10 protein-coding genes, 3 tRNA genes and 1 other RNA gene are annotated in these 16,259 nt (G+C 62.6%); 5 read left to right on the top strand and 9 right to left on the bottom strand.

Translation table 11 applies throughout. The features are described from left to right. Nucleotides 1-95: 95 nt before the first annotated feature. From NJT13_RS16065 to NJT13_RS16045, 5 genes are all read right to left on the bottom strand, one after another. Nucleotides 96-1,439 (bottom strand): hypothetical protein, encoded by a 1,344-nt coding sequence (locus NJT13_RS16065; RefSeq protein ID WP_254522646.1) that lies wholly within the window; start codon nt 1,437-1,439, stop codon nt 96-98. Next, the gene (locus tag NJT13_RS16060; protein ID WP_254522645.1) at nt 1,432-5,094 is read right to left on the bottom strand and encodes an SRA domain-containing endonuclease; all 3,663 of its coding nucleotides are present in this window, start codon (nt 5,092-5,094) and stop codon (nt 1,432-1,434) included. The genes NJT13_RS16065 and NJT13_RS16060 overlap by 8 nt, the downstream gene beginning before the upstream one ends. 490 nt (nt 5,095-5,584) lie before the next feature. After that, a tRNA-Ile gene (locus NJT13_RS16055) sits at nt 5,585-5,659 on the bottom strand. A 180-nt stretch (nt 5,660-5,839) separates the two neighbouring features. Then, nucleotides 5,840-6,424, bottom strand: coding sequence for a MogA/MoaB family molybdenum cofactor biosynthesis protein (locus NJT13_RS16050; protein WP_254522644.1), 585 nt, complete (start codon nt 6,422-6,424; stop codon nt 5,840-5,842). Between the two features lie 161 nt (nt 6,425-6,585). Continuing rightward, nucleotides 6,586-6,658: transfer RNA gene (locus tag NJT13_RS16045), tRNA-Asn, on the bottom strand. Between the two features lie 137 nt (nt 6,659-6,795). Here NJT13_RS16045 and cca point away from each other — a divergent pair. Further along, nucleotides 6,796-8,319 carry a CCA tRNA nucleotidyltransferase gene (gene cca / locus NJT13_RS16040; RefSeq protein WP_254522643.1) on the top strand — a complete coding sequence of 508 codons (1,524 nt, stop codon included), beginning with the start codon at nt 6,796-6,798 and terminating at the stop codon, nt 8,317-8,319. A 21-nt stretch (nt 8,320-8,340) separates the two neighbouring features. Here cca and NJT13_RS16035 read toward each other — a convergent pair whose 3' ends face one another. The 3 genes from NJT13_RS16035 to NJT13_RS16025 all read right to left on the bottom strand — a co-directional run bounded on the left by NJT13_RS16035 (nt 8,341) and on the right by NJT13_RS16025 (nt 11,347). Next, nucleotides 8,341-9,369 carry a histone deacetylase family protein gene (locus tag NJT13_RS16035; protein WP_254522642.1) on the bottom strand — a complete coding sequence of 343 codons (1,029 nt, stop codon included), beginning with the start codon at nt 9,367-9,369 and terminating at the stop codon, nt 8,341-8,343. 4 nt (nt 9,370-9,373) lie between these two features. Beyond that, nucleotides 9,374-9,805 (bottom strand): histone family protein, encoded by a 432-nt coding sequence (locus NJT13_RS16030; protein ID WP_254522641.1) that lies wholly within the window; start codon nt 9,803-9,805, stop codon nt 9,374-9,376. Nucleotides 9,806-9,871: 66 nt separating this feature from the next. After that, nucleotides 9,872-11,347, bottom strand: a complete 1,476-nt coding sequence (locus NJT13_RS16025; protein WP_254522640.1) for a single-stranded DNA binding protein — start codon at nt 11,345-11,347, stop codon at nt 9,872-9,874. A 421-nt stretch (nt 11,348-11,768) separates the two neighbouring features. On the opposite strand from NJT13_RS16025, the gene NJT13_RS16020 reads away from it, so the two are divergent. Together NJT13_RS16020 and NJT13_RS16015 are read left to right on the top strand one after the other, a co-directional pair. Continuing rightward, nucleotides 11,769-11,841, top strand: a tRNA-Arg gene (locus NJT13_RS16020). Between the two features lie 442 nt (nt 11,842-12,283). Further along, on the top strand, nt 12,284-13,591 hold the full coding sequence (locus tag NJT13_RS16015; RefSeq protein ID WP_254522639.1) for an outer membrane protein assembly factor BamB family protein: 1,308 nt from the start codon (nt 12,284-12,286) through the stop codon (nt 13,589-13,591). Nucleotides 13,592-13,721: 130 nt separating this feature from the next. On the opposite strand, the gene rnpB is transcribed toward NJT13_RS16015, so the two are convergent. After that, nucleotides 13,722-14,167, bottom strand: an RNA gene (rnpB, locus tag NJT13_RS16010) — RNase P RNA component. 270 nt (nt 14,168-14,437) lie between these two features. On the opposite strand from rnpB, the gene NJT13_RS16005 reads away from it, so the two are divergent. Continuing rightward, nucleotides 14,438-15,328, top strand: a complete 891-nt coding sequence (locus NJT13_RS16005) for an esterase/lipase family protein (RefSeq protein WP_254522638.1) — start codon at nt 14,438-14,440, stop codon at nt 15,326-15,328. A gap of 278 nt (nt 15,329-15,606) precedes the next feature. Next, nucleotides 15,607-16,209: a TIGR00296 family protein gene (locus NJT13_RS16000; RefSeq protein ID WP_254522637.1), complete on the top strand. Its 603-nt coding sequence runs from the start codon at nt 15,607-15,609 to the stop codon at nt 16,207-16,209. Nucleotides 16,210-16,259: the final 50 nt, after the last annotated feature.

The following is a 16,259-nucleotide window of genomic DNA, read 5'->3' as shown; positions in this document are numbered from 1 at the left end:
TCAGTTGAGTTATAATCGCGGAACAAATTCGAAGGTTTTCGGCATGATAACGGTCGCTGTCCATAGCTCTGTGTCGGTGGCGGACTCATTCCTCGTTATACAACCTCACGGAGTATCGTTTCCAGATCCTCTTCCAACTCGGAGGCCTGAAGTACGGCGATTTCGCGATCGGATTGCTCATCTAACGAGGGGGTTTCGTCGTCTAAATCCTGCGTGACGAGGATCCCGTTCCAGCCGGAACCAAAGACGTCTCCGTCGTCTCGCCCGAAAACGAACTCCTCGTTGACGCGGAGGAACGCGAGGTACTCGAGGGTTTCCTTGATCCCTCGGCGAATCGTGTCTTCGTTGGTACTGTTCTTCACCTCGGTAATCAGGTACTCGTGCTCATCATCAGCCTCGGAGATGATCTCGAGGACGATGACGTCGGGGCGGCCAGTTTGATTCTGGTAGTCCTTTCCGAAGTAGTCGCTCGCAATCTCCTGCGCGACGAGCTGGACTTTATCGGATCGGGAGTGTTCCTCCTCCTCGTCCGGCACCGCGACGAAGGACAAGTTCCGGTCGCGAGCGGAGTTGTCATGATAGAGGACGATCTCCTTCTCGCCCTCGAACCTGGCGACCTCCTGGCGGTCGGTCGCGATCGTCTGGAATTGCGGTTGACTCTCCCGGAGGACCTCGAGGGTTGCGACGAAGCGAAATAGAACGAACAGTTCGAAGAGCGTGTCCTCGTCGTCCGGTGCGATGGCGGTCTCTTCGAGCAGTCGACGTATCTCGTCAGCTTCACCGCGGAAAAGTCGTCGTCGAGCTCTGAGGAGAGATGCGGCATTTCGATACACCTCATGGCGCGAGTCCGCAGCCGTCGTGAGCATTCGCTCCGTGGGCTCGTACGCGTCGGGTTCGCGGATCCGTCGAACGTGGACGTTTCGCTCAATGATCCGCTGTAGTTCGTCGATCAGGTCCTCGTTCCCGCGCCACGTCTCGCTTACCCAATCGTAGTCTCCTCTCAAATACTCCTCGGACTCCCGTATCGTTCGATGAATGACCGAAATGAGCTGTTTAAGGACGAGGTTCTCGGGAATGTCGTAGTTCTCGGACCGGTTGTCGCAGACGAAGATAGACGAATCCCGCGGGTGCTCGGCGTACCGCTTCTTCAGGGTAGCACCCCAATTGATCCGACCGTCGACGGTCCCCCGTCGCGTCCGCGACGTCGTCCTCGTTTCCGTTCGAATGCTTCGCAGGTGCTCCGGAAGCACCCTGACGAATTCGACGACGTCGTCTTGCAGAATGAAGTGGAGGTCGAGCAAGAGCTCGTACTCCTCGAAGCGCTCGTCCAACTGCTCCGGCTTGATCGACCGGGCGAGCTCGCGCTCGGGAAAAGTCCCGTGCATCACGTAAGCGAGGATGTCCTCCGTGAGCCGCTCGAGGAGTTCGTTCTTATTCATTCGTGGAGAGGGTAACTTGGAGCATCTCGCGCGCCGCGGCTTCGAGCAGCGCCGAATCGATCTCGTGAACGTGTGCGATCTCGCGGACGATTCGCTTTCGCTTGGGTACGCCCTCTAACTGCGGGAAGATGTAACTGACAACGGCCTGCGTGAGGTGATACTCGAGCTCCTCTTCGGGATGTTGGGTGACGTATCGGAGGACGTCCTCGACGATGGCAGGTCCGATGGCGCGCTCCTCAACGGCGTGGTTCGTCTCTTGCCAGACGCGACCGACCGCCCACGCTTCGTCTCGGGAAATGTCGAGGTCCCAAGCACTGGCGTACTCGAAGACGACGTCCTCCACGGTCCGTTCGCCGTCCGCGCCCTCCGGAAGTTCGGGCGTCGGTACGCGGACAAACGCGAATCGACGCATGAACGCGTAGCTCATCTCGTAAAGCGAGGTCTTGTCGTAGGCGTTCATCGTCGCGAAGATTCGCCACGAGTTCGGCACGGCGTACTGGTTGGCCGAGGGGATCCCATCGACGTCCTCGTACGTCGTCAGCTCAACCTCTTTTCCGTCGACGGTGTACGGAAGTTGAACGGATTGTCCGGATAAGAGCGTGAATAGCTGGCCGAACGCCTTATCGATGTCCGCCCGATTGAGTTCGTCGATGACGATCAGTTCGTTCGACTGGATGCTCGTCTCGGTGTTTTTGAGGCGGTTGAGGACGATACCGGGTGTGAAGGAGAGTTCCTCGCCGCCGCCATCGGACTCGCCTGGCATGTACCCGCCGACGGTGTCGAACGTAGACCAGTCGGCGGTGGCCGTCGTCATCTCGAACCCGGAGTAAAGATATGGGTGAGACTCCGTCGCGAGGTGCTCGCAGATTCGCTCGGCAATCTCGGTCTTCCCTGTCCCTGGTGGACCGGTGAGGAGGACGTGCTTCCCGGAGCGTATCGCCGTCGAAATCTGCTCGAGGATCCGCCCGCCCTGGTCGTTCGGGAAATGGAGCCCGTCGAGGATCTCCTGGGACAACGACCCGTCGTACGTCTCGTGAGGATTGATCGTCGCGACCTCGGTCAAGTCGTCGGCCATGGCCTCGAGGAGGGCAAGCGGTCGGTCGTGGTCGATTTCGTCGTCGTCCGTTCGGAACCTGGCGAACATCCCCTGTGCCGGGAATTCGGTCCCGGACGTGTCAGCGCAGATCTCATTAGCCGTCTCGATCGGCAGACGATTCGCCGTCAGCGCGCCGAGTTCGCGTCCGATCTCCGACGGCTCTTTCTCGGTAATTCCGCGGGAGGTGTCGATAGCATCCACATCACCGGTGAGGAATAGGCGGTCGAAGCTCGCGACCATTTCAAAGGTTCTCCCGTCACCGGCCTGGTGCTCGTCCCACCACCAGGGTTCGTCCTTCTCGAACGTTTCACCGATGATCCCGACACCGATTAGCCCGTACGGCATACTGTCGAGCCCGGAGTTCGATGGTTCGGCTCGAGAATGCAGCAAGGCGACGTCGCCCGCCTCTAGCTCCTCCCACCGGTTCTCGTGTCGATCTTCGAACGAGACCGATCCGTACTCGACGGTCGTGAGCCAGTAATTCGGCGGGCCCGTGAACTTGTAGACGGTGGGTTCGGATTCTCGGATGTGGTCTAGAACGGGGTGACTCGAGATTCCCATCGAGTGGGGTTCGTCATCTCGACCAATCGTCGTGTAGGTGTTCCTAAGGATGCTGTTCAACCGCGGTTGAGTGAGCGGCGCACCGGGAAGCTCTCGGTCGTCCTGGATGATGCGAACCAACGTGAGGAACAGCGTTCGTGCCCGAGAATACCGCCCCAGCGGCCCGATTCCGAGCTCTTCGGCTTTCGTCTCGAATTCCGGCTCCAGCGCCTCGTAGGCCGCTCGGATCTGATCGAACGTGGACGCGGCGTCGGGTGACACTTCGTCGGAAGGTTTGAACCCCGATAGGGCATGCGACCAGTCTCCGATGATCACTTCGCCGATGCGAGACTCAATCCACGACCGCCCTTCATCGGATTCCGAAAGTTTAGCTCGAACGTCCGAGAGGGCAGCTTCCATCGAGTCGTACCCCGTAGCCGGCCCAGATGGGTACAGTCGGCGACCTTCGATCCGATCGATGAACTCCCCGACGGAGTCGTACTCGTCGAAGAAGCTCGAACCGCGCCGGTCGAAATTGACGGCGCTGAAGGTGTCGTTGGGCCACCCCTTGAATCCGAGCACGCCCCAAAACGTCTCTCGATCGAGTTCCGCTTCGTACACCGGCTCGAGAAACATCACGTGGGGGAATATCGTGTCGGTGACGTCGCCCCACCCGACCGCGTCGGTGAACTCCGCCGCCACGTCTCGATCTAAGACCGTCGCGTGTGCGATCCGCGCTAGAATCGTGTAAGTTCCCTCGTGGCGTTCCTCCCGATCGGCGAACAACAGGTAGTCGCCCTCTTCGGCGGGTTCATCCTCGCGATTGCCCCAGAGGTGAAGCGTGTCGCGATCGATCGGTGGCTCGTACACGTCCTCCACCCGCTCCTGCGGAACACCTTCGATCACCGTTTGATCGAAATTGGTACGGATCGGTCCGTCGCCAGTCTTAACGGGAACCTGGTAGACCGTCGGATCCGAGAATTGCCGAAGATCCGAATTCAACGACTCGCCGGTTTCGCTTCGAGCGGTACTTGTGGAGCGCTGTAGCGCATCCGAGGTTGAGGTCTCTCCGATCGGCGCGAGGTTGAATCGGATCCCTTCGCGAAGTTCCCCTTCGGAATCGGGCAGTTCTTCGAAGAAGTGGCCGGCGTACATGTACTGTCCGACGTACCTCACGCCCTCCTCTTCCATCGCGAAGAGGTGGAGTTCTCTACCTTCCTCGACGTGGTCCCGTACGACTCGATTTCCACGCATCATTTCCATATCGCCGACCTGTCCCTCGCCGGTGTAGATCACCGTCCCGTCCGATCGGATTTCGTCTCGGTAGCCGTGTTCCTCCCCGGATCCACCCGTGAAAAGGAAGACGACCGGTTCGTCGCGAGACGGCGCTATTCCGCTCTGTCTGCTCCCTCCGTGCCTCGAGTGTAACTCTGTCCGCTCGTAGATCGAGCCGGGTTCGAGGTCAAGAGAAGACACGCCTCGCAGTTGGTCCGCTATCGCTTCCCCCGAATCGGTGAGGCGGTTTCGATCGTCTACCCGTTCGACGTAGCCGATCACCTGCAACCACTCTCGGTGGCGCTTCGCCACCGCAGAGGTTCCCATGTTGCACTCCTCGAATTCGGAGATCAGCAGCTCCATCAACTCGTCGTCGGCTCGCGGTTCGATCGCCAACCTGCGAACGATCGTATCAAAGCCTTTGACTCCGGTACGGAGGCAGTTGTAGAGGACTAGCGGATCTCGATCCCTCAGATAGCACTTGCCGATTCGTGTGAGTTTATAGCGACCGTCATCGCTCTCGATCAGACCGATCGACTCGATGAAACTCAGGTGGCGTTCGACGGCACTTTGCTCCTCCGCGTTCGTGTTGGTGAGAATCCAATTGATGATCCTTTCACCAGATACCCCTTCATCTTCCGCGTCGGACCCGTCCAGCAGAGAGAGGAAATCGAAAAGGATCTCCAAGCGTTTCTCGATTCCACCGTAGAATCGATCGGTGGACATCCGGCGACCGTCAGTCATGGTTTTCTAACTCGAGACAGCATTACATCATAAATCCTGTCAAGGCCCTGCTCGGCGATTCGCTGGACTCAAATATCAGCAGGCACACTTAGATCAGATAAACGGCCCACTCTCGAGACTCGGCGTGTCTTCAGCGGCCTACACAGCCGCTGTTTGAACGGAAACTAACAAGCGGCTATTTTCTGGGCCGGGATTTGTACCGGGCTCTCATCCTTACTGAGACCGCACGAACCGGTTAGACACTGCTACCGTAATACGGCTCTTAGCGAACCGCACGACGACGCTGACCCCCGTTCACAAATTGAACGGACTCTAAACGCCGCATCGTGCGCCGTTTAAATACACCCGACGCTGTCCCGTGGATCTAAACCACTCAAAATCCGGATGGGCCCTGACGGATTCGAACCCCGCTCGGAGCGAAGCTCCTCCCTTATTCGAACCGTCAGGTCGTCACGAATTCGATCCTCGCGTCCGCTCGTCACAGAATTCATGGGCCCTGACGGATTCGAACCATCGACCACTCGGTTATGAGCCGAGCGCTCTCACCAGACTGAGCTAAGGGCCCTCCAGTCGGGAGAAATCGCGCGCCGTAATTAACACTTGCTGTCCGGTTCGTCCGGACGACATCACACAGGGGTGCTTTCCGGTCGGTATCGCCGGTCCGATCGCTACCTCGAGTGCCACTCCATCACGTGCGCATCCGCGATAGCTGACCGATCACCTGCCAGCGGTGCCAGAGCCGACCTCAGTCCTCCTGGTAATCGGCGAGCGTCTGGGCTTCCTCTCCGGTGCGGTGACGCGTCGCCAGCCCCGCGAGGTGGGGCGTCTCGGGGACGATCAACTCCTCACAGGCCGTTTCGCACGCACCGCGGCTTCCGGGCAGACAGAACACCGGCGTATCGACGGCGATTCCGGCCGTCGCACGCGAGGCCATCGCCCGCGTCCCGACTTCGTCCCACGACAGCGAGCGGAACAGTTCGCCGAAGCCCGGGAGTTCGCGCTCGAACAGCGACGAAGTCGCCTCCGGCGAGACGTCGTCGGCGGTGACACCCGTCCCGCCGGTCGTACACACGACGTCTATGTCCCGGCGTGCGACCAGTCCCCTGACGGCGGTCCGAATCGCCGAGTAGTCGTCCCGGACGAGCAGGCGCTCACGAACCTCGTGTCCGTCTGCCTCGAAGGCCGACTGGATCGTGTCTCCGCCCGGATCGTCGGGATCCGTTTCGGTCGCCCGCGAACTCGAGACGGTCACGATCCCGACGTAGAGCGGATCGATAACGTCGTGGCCGTGATGGTCGGTACTCCGACGGTCGTCGCTGTCGGTGGTCATGTGCTCACCTCGGGGCCGGACGACGTTAATCCCTCCCCCGAATCGGTGTTCAGGGACGGTCGGCGGGCCCGACGGCTGGACACCACGTCACGTGGAACGGAAGACGGCGCCCGCGTTCGGTCGGAGCGTCTGCTTCCTGTCGGTTCGCGATTCCAGAAAAACGCCGAAGCCAGGACTCGAACCTGGGACAACCTCGTTAACAGCGAGGTGCTCTACCATCTGAGCTACTTCGGCTCGTCCTGTGATAGCCGGGTCGATTTGATAGGGCTTTCGTTTTCACTTCCCGCGATTCGAGACCGTTTCACAGGCGGTGCGGGGCGGATGCCGTGAGGTCGATACTCTTTCACGCGGGGATCGAGTATGAGCAGTCGATGAGCGACGAGGACGTCGACGACGTGGACTGCGATCCCACGAGCAGTCGGCCACGGACCGGTGACGGCGGGGAAGACGATTCCACGAACGGTCAGTGCAACACTCGTGCCGACGGTCGTGACGTCGTTGCGGATGGCAACGGAGCCCACGACAGGGAGCAGGTCATCGCCGACGTTCGGGCCCGGGTGACTCCCGACGCGGACGAACGCAGACAGCTCCGCGAGATCGCAGACCGGCTGATCGACCGTGCCGAGCGCGCTGCGACCGAGCGCTGTGCGGACGCCGACGTCCTGCAGGTCGGTTCGACGGCCAGGGGTACCTGGATCAGCGGCGACCGAGACATCGACATCTTCGTCCGCTTTCCGCCCGATCTCGACCGCGAAACCTTAGAGCGCTACGGCCTCGAGGTCGGCCACGCCACGCTTCCCGACGGCCACGAGGAGTATGCTGAACATCCCTACGTCAAGGGGACGGTCGACGGGTTCGACATCGACGTCGTCCCCTGCTATCGGCTCGACTCCGCCACGGAAATCCGGTCGGCGGTCGATCGAACGCCGTTTCACACCCGCTACCTCGAGGCGCGACTCGACGACGACCTCGCGGACGACGTCCGGGTCACGAAGCAGTTCATGACGGGGATCGGCGTCTACGGGAGCGACCTCCGGACTCGGGGTTTCAGCGGCTATCTCACCGAGTTACTCGTCTGGGAGTACGACGGCTTTCTGCCGTTGCTCGAGGCCGCGGCCGACTGGAAGCCGCCGATCACACTCGATCCCGAGGACCACGGCCGTGCGCGCGAGGCGGCCGACACCGCCGAGCTGTCGTTCGACGATCCGCTGATCGTCGTCGACCCCACGGACCCCGAGCGCAACGTGGCCGCCGTCTGTTCGCCGGACAACGTCGCCCGGTTCCAGCATTACGCGCGCGAGTTTCTCGCGACTCCGAGAGCCGAACTCTTCGTTCCCGACCGGCCCGATCCGCTTTCGGAATCGGACCTGCTCGCACACGTCGCGCGCCGGAAGACGACCCCGGTCGCCGTCCGATTTACGGCGCCCGACCTCGTCGACGACCAGCTGTATCCGCAGCTCCGAAAATCGAAACACGGGATCACGCGGGGGCTGAACGACCGCGGATTCGACGTCTTCCGAGCGACGACCATCGCCGACGAAACGGCCGTCGTCTTCGTCGAACTCGCCGTCAGCGACCGACCCGCCGTCGAACGCCACGAGGGGCCGCCGATACACGTCCGCAACCACGCCACGGGGTTCTACGACACCTATCGGGACGATCCCGATGCCTACGGCCCGTTCATCGAAGGCGACCGCTACGTCACCGAGCGCGACCGGGAATTCACGTCCGCACTCGCGTTCCTCGAGAGCGATCGCCTCTTCGACGTCGGGCTCGGTGCGCACGTCGAAACGGCGCTCGAGGACGGCTACGCGGTGCTGGTCGGCGACGAGATCACGGCGCTGATCGACGAATTCGGCGTTGAACTCGCGGCTTACTTCGAGCCCCGACCCTGAGCACGGCGGCGTCGATCGGCTCTACCCGTCCAGTTCGACGTCGAGATCGTGTGCGTCGATGACGTCCTCGAGCGCCGTTGCGACCGATTCGTCGGGTTCGTCGTCGGGTTCGATCGGCTCGCGGCCGTCGAAGGTCTCGTGGACGAGCGCGACGCTCTCGGCGAGGACGTCGAGTCCGTAGCCTCCCTCGAGAACGAACGCCAACGCGGCGTCGGCGTCGTCGGCGAGCGATCGGACGCGATCGGTCAGTAGCCCGTAGGCCTCGGTCGAGAGCCGGATGCGCGAAATCGGGTCGTGGCGGTGGGCGTCGAAGCCGGCGCTGATCAAGAGCAGATCGGGATCGAATTCGGAAAGCGCGGCACTGATCGGACCTTCGATGGCGGTTACGTATTCCGCATCGTCCGTCCCGGCGGGCATCGGGACGTTCATCGTCGTGCCCTCGCCCTCACCCTCGCCGGTCTCGTCGACGGCGCCGGTGCCGGGATAGAGCCCTTTCTCGTGGAGCGAGACGAAGAACACGTCGCCCCGGTCGTAGAAGATGTCCTGCGTTCCGTTGCCGTGATGGACGTCCCAGTCGACGATCGCCACCCGATCGACGTCGTACGCATCGTGATCGAGCGCGTGCTGGGCCGCGACGGCCACGTTATTGACGAAGCAAAACCCCATGGCGTCGTCGACCACCGCGTGGTGGCCCGGTGGCCGACCGATCGAAAACGGCGTTTCCCGGCCCGCAGAGCCCTCGAGAGCCGCTTCAGCGGCCCAGCAAGCGAGACCCGCGCTTTGTCGGGCCGCGTCCCACGTCGCCTCGACGGCAGCGGTGTCGGGGTCCCAGCTCCCGCCGCCGGCATCACAGAACTCTCTGACGGACTCGAGATAGTCCCGATCGTGGACGGCCGCCATCGTCTCGAGTTCGCAGGGGTCGGCTTCGACGTAGGTGACGCCGTGTTTGCGCTTCAACCGTTCCCGAATCGCCCGTAGCCGGTCCGGCGACTCCGGGTGGCGCGAACCGGGATCGTGTGCGAGACAGGTCTCGCTGTAACCGAACTGCATTTGCTCACTCGAACAACGAGAAGTACGTCTCGATGTCGGCCTCGGTGATCGTCCGCCGATCGGCGTGGTGTGCGAGGATCGTCGCCGCTCTCGCGACGTTGTCCGCGTAATCCTCGAGGATGTCGGCGAGGGCGACGCGGGCGTCCATCGAAACGCGATAGCGGTCGTCGATCTCCAGTCTGGCGATCCGATCGACCGGTGCGACCGGCAACTCGAGGTCGGCCTTTTCGACGACCGTTTCGACGCCGAAGTCCGCCGCCATCAGGGTCTTGCGCCCGTCCGCCGTCGCTTCCTCGGCGGCGTCGATCGCGAGTTCGCTCCCGTGTTCTTGAATCCGCGTTGCGAGTTCCTTCGACGCGTCGGCACTCACCCGAAGATCGCCCGCGTTCCGCCGGATGATCGTATCAACCGGGGCGAACGGGAGTTCGACGTTCATATCATGATAGGCGAAGCTGACTCCCTTAACGCTTTTCCTAGTCGGCCGATGAGGTTGCTCGCAGCGTCAGAACACGTCGTTTGCCTCGAGACGGCCGTCGCGGACGACCCCTCGGACGGTTACTTCCTCGCCGAGACCGACGTTGGCGTCGGTCGCGACGCTCATCGTCGTCTCACCGTCGTCGAGAACGATCGGATTGCCGGCCTGTACCACGACACCGGTGAACTCGACCGTGTCCCCGTCCGACGGGGTGTCCCTCCCGGAATCCGCGCGTCCCGAGTCCCCGGCCTCCGTCTTCGGCTCGCCGGCCGAATCGGCCTCGTCCGCCGCGCCCGTCTCGTCGTTCCCGCCGTCGCCGTCGTCTCCAGCGAAGGCCGACAGGCCGGCGTTCGCATCGCTCGAGTCGGCCGAATCCTCGCTCGCGGCGGCGCTGTCGGAGTCGGATTCCAGCACCGTAATCGTGGACTGCCAGCCCGCGGAGGCCTCCAGGTCGTCTTGCCAGCCGTCCTGGATTTCGACGTCTCCGAGTGCGACCTCGTCGCCCGGGCCGACATCGATATCGGCCTTCTCTCCCCAGAGAGCCACGCGAATGTCGTCGGTCGCATCCTGAACGCGAATGTTTCTGACCTGTCCTTCGGAGCCGTCGTCGCGATCGAACGTCCGTTTCGGATCGGCCGAGCGGACGACCCCTGCGATATCGACCGTCTGATCGATCTCGAGATTCTCGATGGGCGTACTCTCGGGAACGTACTCGACGTCCTCGTCGACTTCTTCGACGGCGCCGCGATTGCCGACGTGAAGCTCGAGTGAACCGTCGCGCTCCTTGACGTAACCGTCGATCACCTCGACGGTGGTGCCGGCGTCGAACTGGGTCGCCAGTTCGGCCTGCTCGTCCCAGAGCGTCACGCGGACGCGGCCGGTCGAGTCGCCGAGGACGAGGTTCGAGACCTGTCCTTCGGAGCCGTCGTCACGGTCGAACGTCCGGACGCTGTCCGTATCGAGGAGCAGGCCGACGAGGTTGACGTTCGAGAGGCCGAGCGAGAGGTCCTCGACGGTGTGCGTATCGGAAACCGTGACGTCTATCTCGGTCTCGTCGTCGGGTTCGACGTCGTCGACGCTGACTTCGACGCCGCTGAATCCCTCTTTCGGTCGGCCCTTGATTCGCAGCACCTGCCCTTCCTCGAGTTCTTCGGTGGCTGCGTCGGCGTGTTCGTCCCAGAACGCAGCCCGGACGGACCCGGTTTCGTCGGCGACGTCGACGTTGACGACCTTGCCGTCCTCGTCCTCGCCGTCGCGCTCGAACGTGCGCACCTCGCCGATTGCGGTTACCTTCGCAACGAACTTCGCTTCCTCCATTCCGGGTTCGATGTCGGCGATGCCACCGACCTCGCTCTCGCCGATTTCGTGAGCGACGAGCATCGCCGCCGTCTCCTCGTCCGCGAGCCCTCCCATCTGCTCGACTTTCGCCTCGACGGCCTCGCGAAACTCCTCGAGGGAGACGTCGGCCTCGAGGTCCTCGTATACGCCCTCGATGTCGCTCATTCTATGCTCGTGCATGGGTAGCCCGCGCATAAGCGTTATCCATTCGGCATCCCAGCGGCGGTCCGCGTTCGATGCTGGGCGCGGCAGTGTCGGTCGGATCGGCCGAACGCTGTCTCGTCGAACCGGGTCGGTTGGTTGGCGAATCGAGATACTGCAAGCGGTGGATCACGGGTTCCGCTGGCCGCGTCATACTATAAAAACCCAGTCCGAAAACCGACCGAGACCCGACCGAGACGGGTCGAGGAGGCCGATTCGTTACTCGCGATCCGAACCCCGGGCCGTCCGATCGATGCTCGAATCGCCGAGGCGTCCCCGTCCCCGTGCTCGAGTCTGAGCCGTGTCCGCAATCGACGAGATCCGACGGGCGGCGACCGGTCCCTTTCGAAAGGGCTTTAATGTCGTCGCGGCTACGATGAGATGAGTCCTGATAGGGTAGTGGACTATCCTCTTGGCTTGCGGAGCCAGGGACCGGAGTTCAAATCTCCGTCAGGACGCTCACTTCATTTGCGATGACGTGTCTTACGCGAGCGAAGCGAGCGTAAGGCACGTCAGGACGTTTTCGGAGCACAACACGACGAACGGAGCGAGTCGTCCGTATTCGGGAACCCGGACTCGTGGAGAATAGAACAGACGAGTTGCGGCCAGGAACGGCGCGAAGCGTTGCACGCCCGGACCACCCTCGGCGAGTTCGAATCCCCGTCAGGACGATTTCACAGTCACAACGACGACGAATCGGTGGTGACGACCACACTCGCAAACGGAACGATTTGCAACACGATCGCGAGGGCGATTCGGCGAGCGATTGCACCGTTGCTTGTCGCACTCTGCGGCCCGGCGACCCGTTGCAAAAATAGAACGACTGCAACGGGTTGATTCTGTTTCTGTAATCTCGTTATTTATGCCATAGTGATGCGGATCACATAACTCCTGAGAGACATGCGTGGAAATGCGAGACGGCAGTTTCTCAAAGGGTGTGCAACGGCCGCTGTGGCCGGTGGGATGTTTTCGGTATCGAGCGGGGCGGGTGCGACGACCGATCGCCGGACCGGAACGGACGAATTACGGACGCAACCGCCCGAGATGGCCACGGGCTGGTCGACGAACCGTGGCGATTACGGACGCACGGCCGCCGTCGGTTCCGTGGACGGGTTCGAGTCCGGGTTCGATTTCGACGCCCTCGAGACCGACTGGACGACCGACGTCGAAGCCCTGCCAGTCGTCGCGGACGGAACAGCCTACCTGTCGGTCGAAGGCGTGGTACACGCCTTCGACACGACGGACGGCGCCCTCGAGTGGCGAAGTGAGGACATCGGGGCCAGTGGCCAGCCGACGGCCGCGTACGAAACGGTCTACGTCGGCGGCGACGGCATCGTAACCGCCCTCGATGCCGCTACCGGGGACGTTCGGTGGCAGACCGCTGTCGTCGGTGCCGACCACGCCGCCATCGAAGCCCTCACGGTCGCGTTCGGGATGGTCTATGCCTTGGCCGAGGGCAGTCTGACCGCCATCGACTGCGAGAGTGGCTCGGTCGAATGGGCTCGCGAGTCGATTTCGGTTTCCGTCGGCGGCCCTGCGGGAGAGCAGAGCAACGTCAATCGCGCACTCCAGCGGTGTGTGGCTTCCGCCGATGGCCGCATCTTCACGATCGCCGAGGCGGGGACGATCGCGGCCTTCGATCCGCTGACGGGTACGTCCGAACTGGCGATCGAGACGGACTACTACTATCTGTACGATCTCGTCGCCACGGACGGCACCGTGTTCGTCAGAACGGAATCCGAGGTCGTCGCCGCCTACGATTCGACGACCGGCGAGCGCGAGGAGCTCTGGCACGGCGGCGTTCGCCAAGTCGCGGTCAGCGAGGACACGCTGGCGTTCGCCACGCGCTACGAACTCGTCGCCGTCGACCTCGAGACCGGCGACGAACGGTGGACCGTCGGAAAGTATTCACACGCCTTCGGTGACCCCGTGATCGCCGACGACGCGGTCCTCGTAAGCCTCGGCCTGCAGGGAGGGCGATACGAGAACTCGCTCGTCGCGTTCGACGTCGACACCGGACGCGAACGGTGGATCTTTTCGCGAACGAAGAGCGCCACCGTGGGTGAACGGTGCGTGGTCGCCGATCGGACCGTCTATATCGACGACGGCGGCCTGACAGCGATTCGGACGCCGTCCCGCGACTCCGAGAACGGTGACGACCAGGGCGACGACCAGACGCAGATGTGCCCCGGCGAGAACGGTGACTGAGCCCACGGGCTCGAGACGAGGACCGATCGGCACGGGCTGAGCGGACCGGATGCATCGATCGAAACAGCACCGACCCGTCGGACGCGGACGGTCCGCGCGAACCGATGCGATCGCTCTCGGATACAAATCTGGGTGAGAGGAGTAAGCCCCCTTCTGTTCGGCCCGGCATTCGGCTGAGCATCCGCGCCGTCCACGGCGGAACCGTGGGGCGTTCGGGCTACCACGGCGCGGACTTGCACCGGTGAGGATTCGCCGTTCCATCGATCCTCGGCCGTCACGAGTGGTCGATCACGACGAGGTCGGCTGGCGGCTGTACCGCCGTCACGTGTCGTGCGCGATCCACGGGTTCGAACCGTGATCGGTCGACCACCTGGCGACCCCCGTGCAACGCACTCGGGGTCGCTCGATCCCTCTGCGGGTTAGCTCCCCTTCCTCGCGGTCGGGTTCGCGCGCGTCATTGGTCGGGCCGAGACGTGTCGTTTCTGTTCCAGAGCCAGCGGTCTCCCGCTCCGGACTTGCGCCCGGTCACCCGCCCGAACGGGTGGGGGGACTTTCCTCGCGGGCGCTGGGCGACCCGGTAGGTCGCCCAACGTTTCCTGTGGTCGCGCCGTTGCCGGCACGACCATCGCGGCAGTCGGGCTCTCTCTCCCAATACCAATTGGGTCCTCCGAAGAATAAGTCCCCCGGTCGTCGCGTTCGGCTCTCGGTTACGGGGGCGAGTCCCCGAGACGGTTTTGCGCTCCCGCTCTCCGATTTCGTTCGACGAGCGAGTTGTGGTGAAGCGCGGGCCGTGAAAAATCGATTCCGAAAATTATTTAAATCATTATTAATCATAATATTCTCAATATGGGGATTGGTGACAAAGTACGTGGAAGCGAGAGAGAAGAGAGGCAATCAAAAAGACCGACCCGGCGGCGCGTTCTCAGGCTCGCGTCGGCTGCAACTGGCACCACGATCGGACTCGCGGGCGCGAGCGGTTCCGTCTCGGCGGGCAACGTCAAAGACTGCGCTCACTGGCCGGACTCGCCGAAGACGTACCCGACGGTCGATTTGACACAGGAGCGACCCGAACCGCTGGGACTGGACGAAGACGAGCTCTGTCTCTACGTCCACGGCTGGAACGGAAGAGCGCGCAGCGACAGCCAAACGTACGCGCTCGAGCAAGCCCTCCGCGACGCGGGCTACGCCGAACGAGTGATCGCCGCGTCGTGGGCGTCGGATACGCTCAACTTCTGGCAGGCGGAGAGCAACGCCGACGCTGCCGGCGTTCGGCTCGGTTACTGGCTCCGCGACGTGTTTCAATCGACGGGAGAGACGACGATTCGCGTCGTCGGCCACTCGCTGGGAACTCGAGTGATACTCGAGACGCTCTCCGAGCTCGACGGCGACGTCGTCCTCGATTCCGTTTCGCTGCTCGGGGCTGCCGTCGAGGACGATTCGGTCTGTGAGGACGGTCGGTTTTCGACCGGAATTCGGACCTCCGCGGACGAAGTCTACAGCTATCGCTCCGAGGACGATACCGTCGTCTGTACGATTTACGACTTCAGTACCGTCGAGGACGGACTCGGGTGTGACGGCGCGGACTGTGGGGGCTGGTGGGACGACGGATCGACGCCCGACAACTACCACGACGTCGACGTGACGTCGTCCGTGCCCCAGCACTGCGATTACTTCGTCCCCGATCGTTCGATCGGTTGCATCGATCGAGTCGTCGACGACTTCGGGACGACCGACTGAAGTAGCTGCTAACGGCGTCTCACGCGGCGTCGTATCGATGGTGCGTGCCGATCGGACCCGGTTCGCGATCGCTCGTGATGAAATCCGGACCGCGGGCACGGGAAATGTAAATTTTCGATTGCATACGCCGCGTGCTGAACGTTCGCACTGGACAGGGAGGACGAGCCGTCCGCCAGTTATCGACGGTCGCGTTCGTGAATTAATTCGCCCGTCGTCCCCCGTACGAACGCTCGAACGAATGGAAGCGTTTTAGGACGACGATTCCCATGTACATTTGTATGTCCCAGCGACAGGGCGTCGACCTCTCCTACGAAGACGGTGCGCGCGCCGTCGAACTCGCGCGCGAGGCCGTCGAATCTTACGTACAACACGGACAACGAGAACAACCAGGCAGCATGCGCGAGGCGTTCTACGAGCGAACCGGCGCGTTCGTCCGCCTCGAGTCGACCCGTGGGCGGGGAAGCCTACGGGGTTGTGCGGGCGGCTACCGTTCCGACGACCAACTCGGCCACGTCATCGTCGACGCGGCCATCGAAGCCGCGAGCGGAGACTCCTGTGGTTCCGAGGTGAGTCCATCGGAGCTTCCGAATCTCACGGTTTCGGTGTGTACCGTCAAAAACGTCGTTCTCACCGACGATCCGTTGGCCGACATCGAACTCGGCACCCACGGCGTCGCCATCGACGGCGGCGGGGAAGGTGGCTGGCTGTACCCGACGGTCCCCGTCGAGAACAACTGGAGTGCCCGCGAGTATCTCGATCGAACGTGCCGAAAAGCCAAGCTCGCCCCCGGCGCCTGGCAGAACGACGACGTCGTCGTCACGCTATTCGAGGGGCAGGTCTTCCGCGAGCGAGAGGCAGACGGCAGCATCGAACAGGTCTAAGATACTGCATACCGTTCTTCTGACGATCCGTTTCTGGAGAGCTACCCCTG

The organism is Natrinema caseinilyticum (genome assembly GCF_024227435.1).
GTDB classification, from domain to species: Archaea; Halobacteriota; Halobacteria; order Halobacteriales; family Natrialbaceae; genus Natrinema; species Natrinema caseinilyticum.
This window is presented reverse-complemented; position numbering and strand designations above follow the sequence as displayed.

What these genes read in the sequence shown, in the direction of transcription:
- NJT13_RS16065 (WP_254522646.1), bottom strand. Translation starts at nt 1,439, where the DNA reads ATGAATAAGAACGAACTCCTCGAGCGGCTCACGGAGGACATCCTCGCT.
- NJT13_RS16060 (WP_254522645.1), bottom strand. Translation starts at nt 5,094, where the DNA reads ATGACTGACGGTCGCCGGATGTCCACCGATCGATTCTACGGTGGAATC.
- NJT13_RS16050 (WP_254522644.1), bottom strand. Translation starts at nt 6,424, where the DNA reads ATGACCACCGACAGCGACGACCGTCGGAGTACCGACCATCACGGCCAC.
- cca (WP_254522643.1), top strand. Translation starts at nt 6,796, where the DNA reads ATGAGCGACGAGGACGTCGACGACGTGGACTGCGATCCCACGAGCAGT.
- NJT13_RS16035 (WP_254522642.1), bottom strand. Translation starts at nt 9,369, where the DNA reads ATGCAGTTCGGTTACAGCGAGACCTGTCTCGCACACGATCCCGGTTCG.
- NJT13_RS16030 (WP_254522641.1), bottom strand. Translation starts at nt 9,805, where the DNA reads ATGAACGTCGAACTCCCGTTCGCCCCGGTTGATACGATCATCCGGCGG.
- NJT13_RS16025 (WP_254522640.1), bottom strand. Translation starts at nt 11,347, where the DNA reads ATGAGCGACATCGAGGGCGTATACGAGGACCTCGAGGCCGACGTCTCC.
- NJT13_RS16015 (WP_254522639.1), top strand. Translation starts at nt 12,284, where the DNA reads ATGCGTGGAAATGCGAGACGGCAGTTTCTCAAAGGGTGTGCAACGGCC.
- NJT13_RS16005 (WP_254522638.1), top strand. Translation starts at nt 14,438, where the DNA reads ATGGGGATTGGTGACAAAGTACGTGGAAGCGAGAGAGAAGAGAGGCAA.
- NJT13_RS16000 (WP_254522637.1), top strand. Translation starts at nt 15,607, where the DNA reads ATGTCCCAGCGACAGGGCGTCGACCTCTCCTACGAAGACGGTGCGCGC.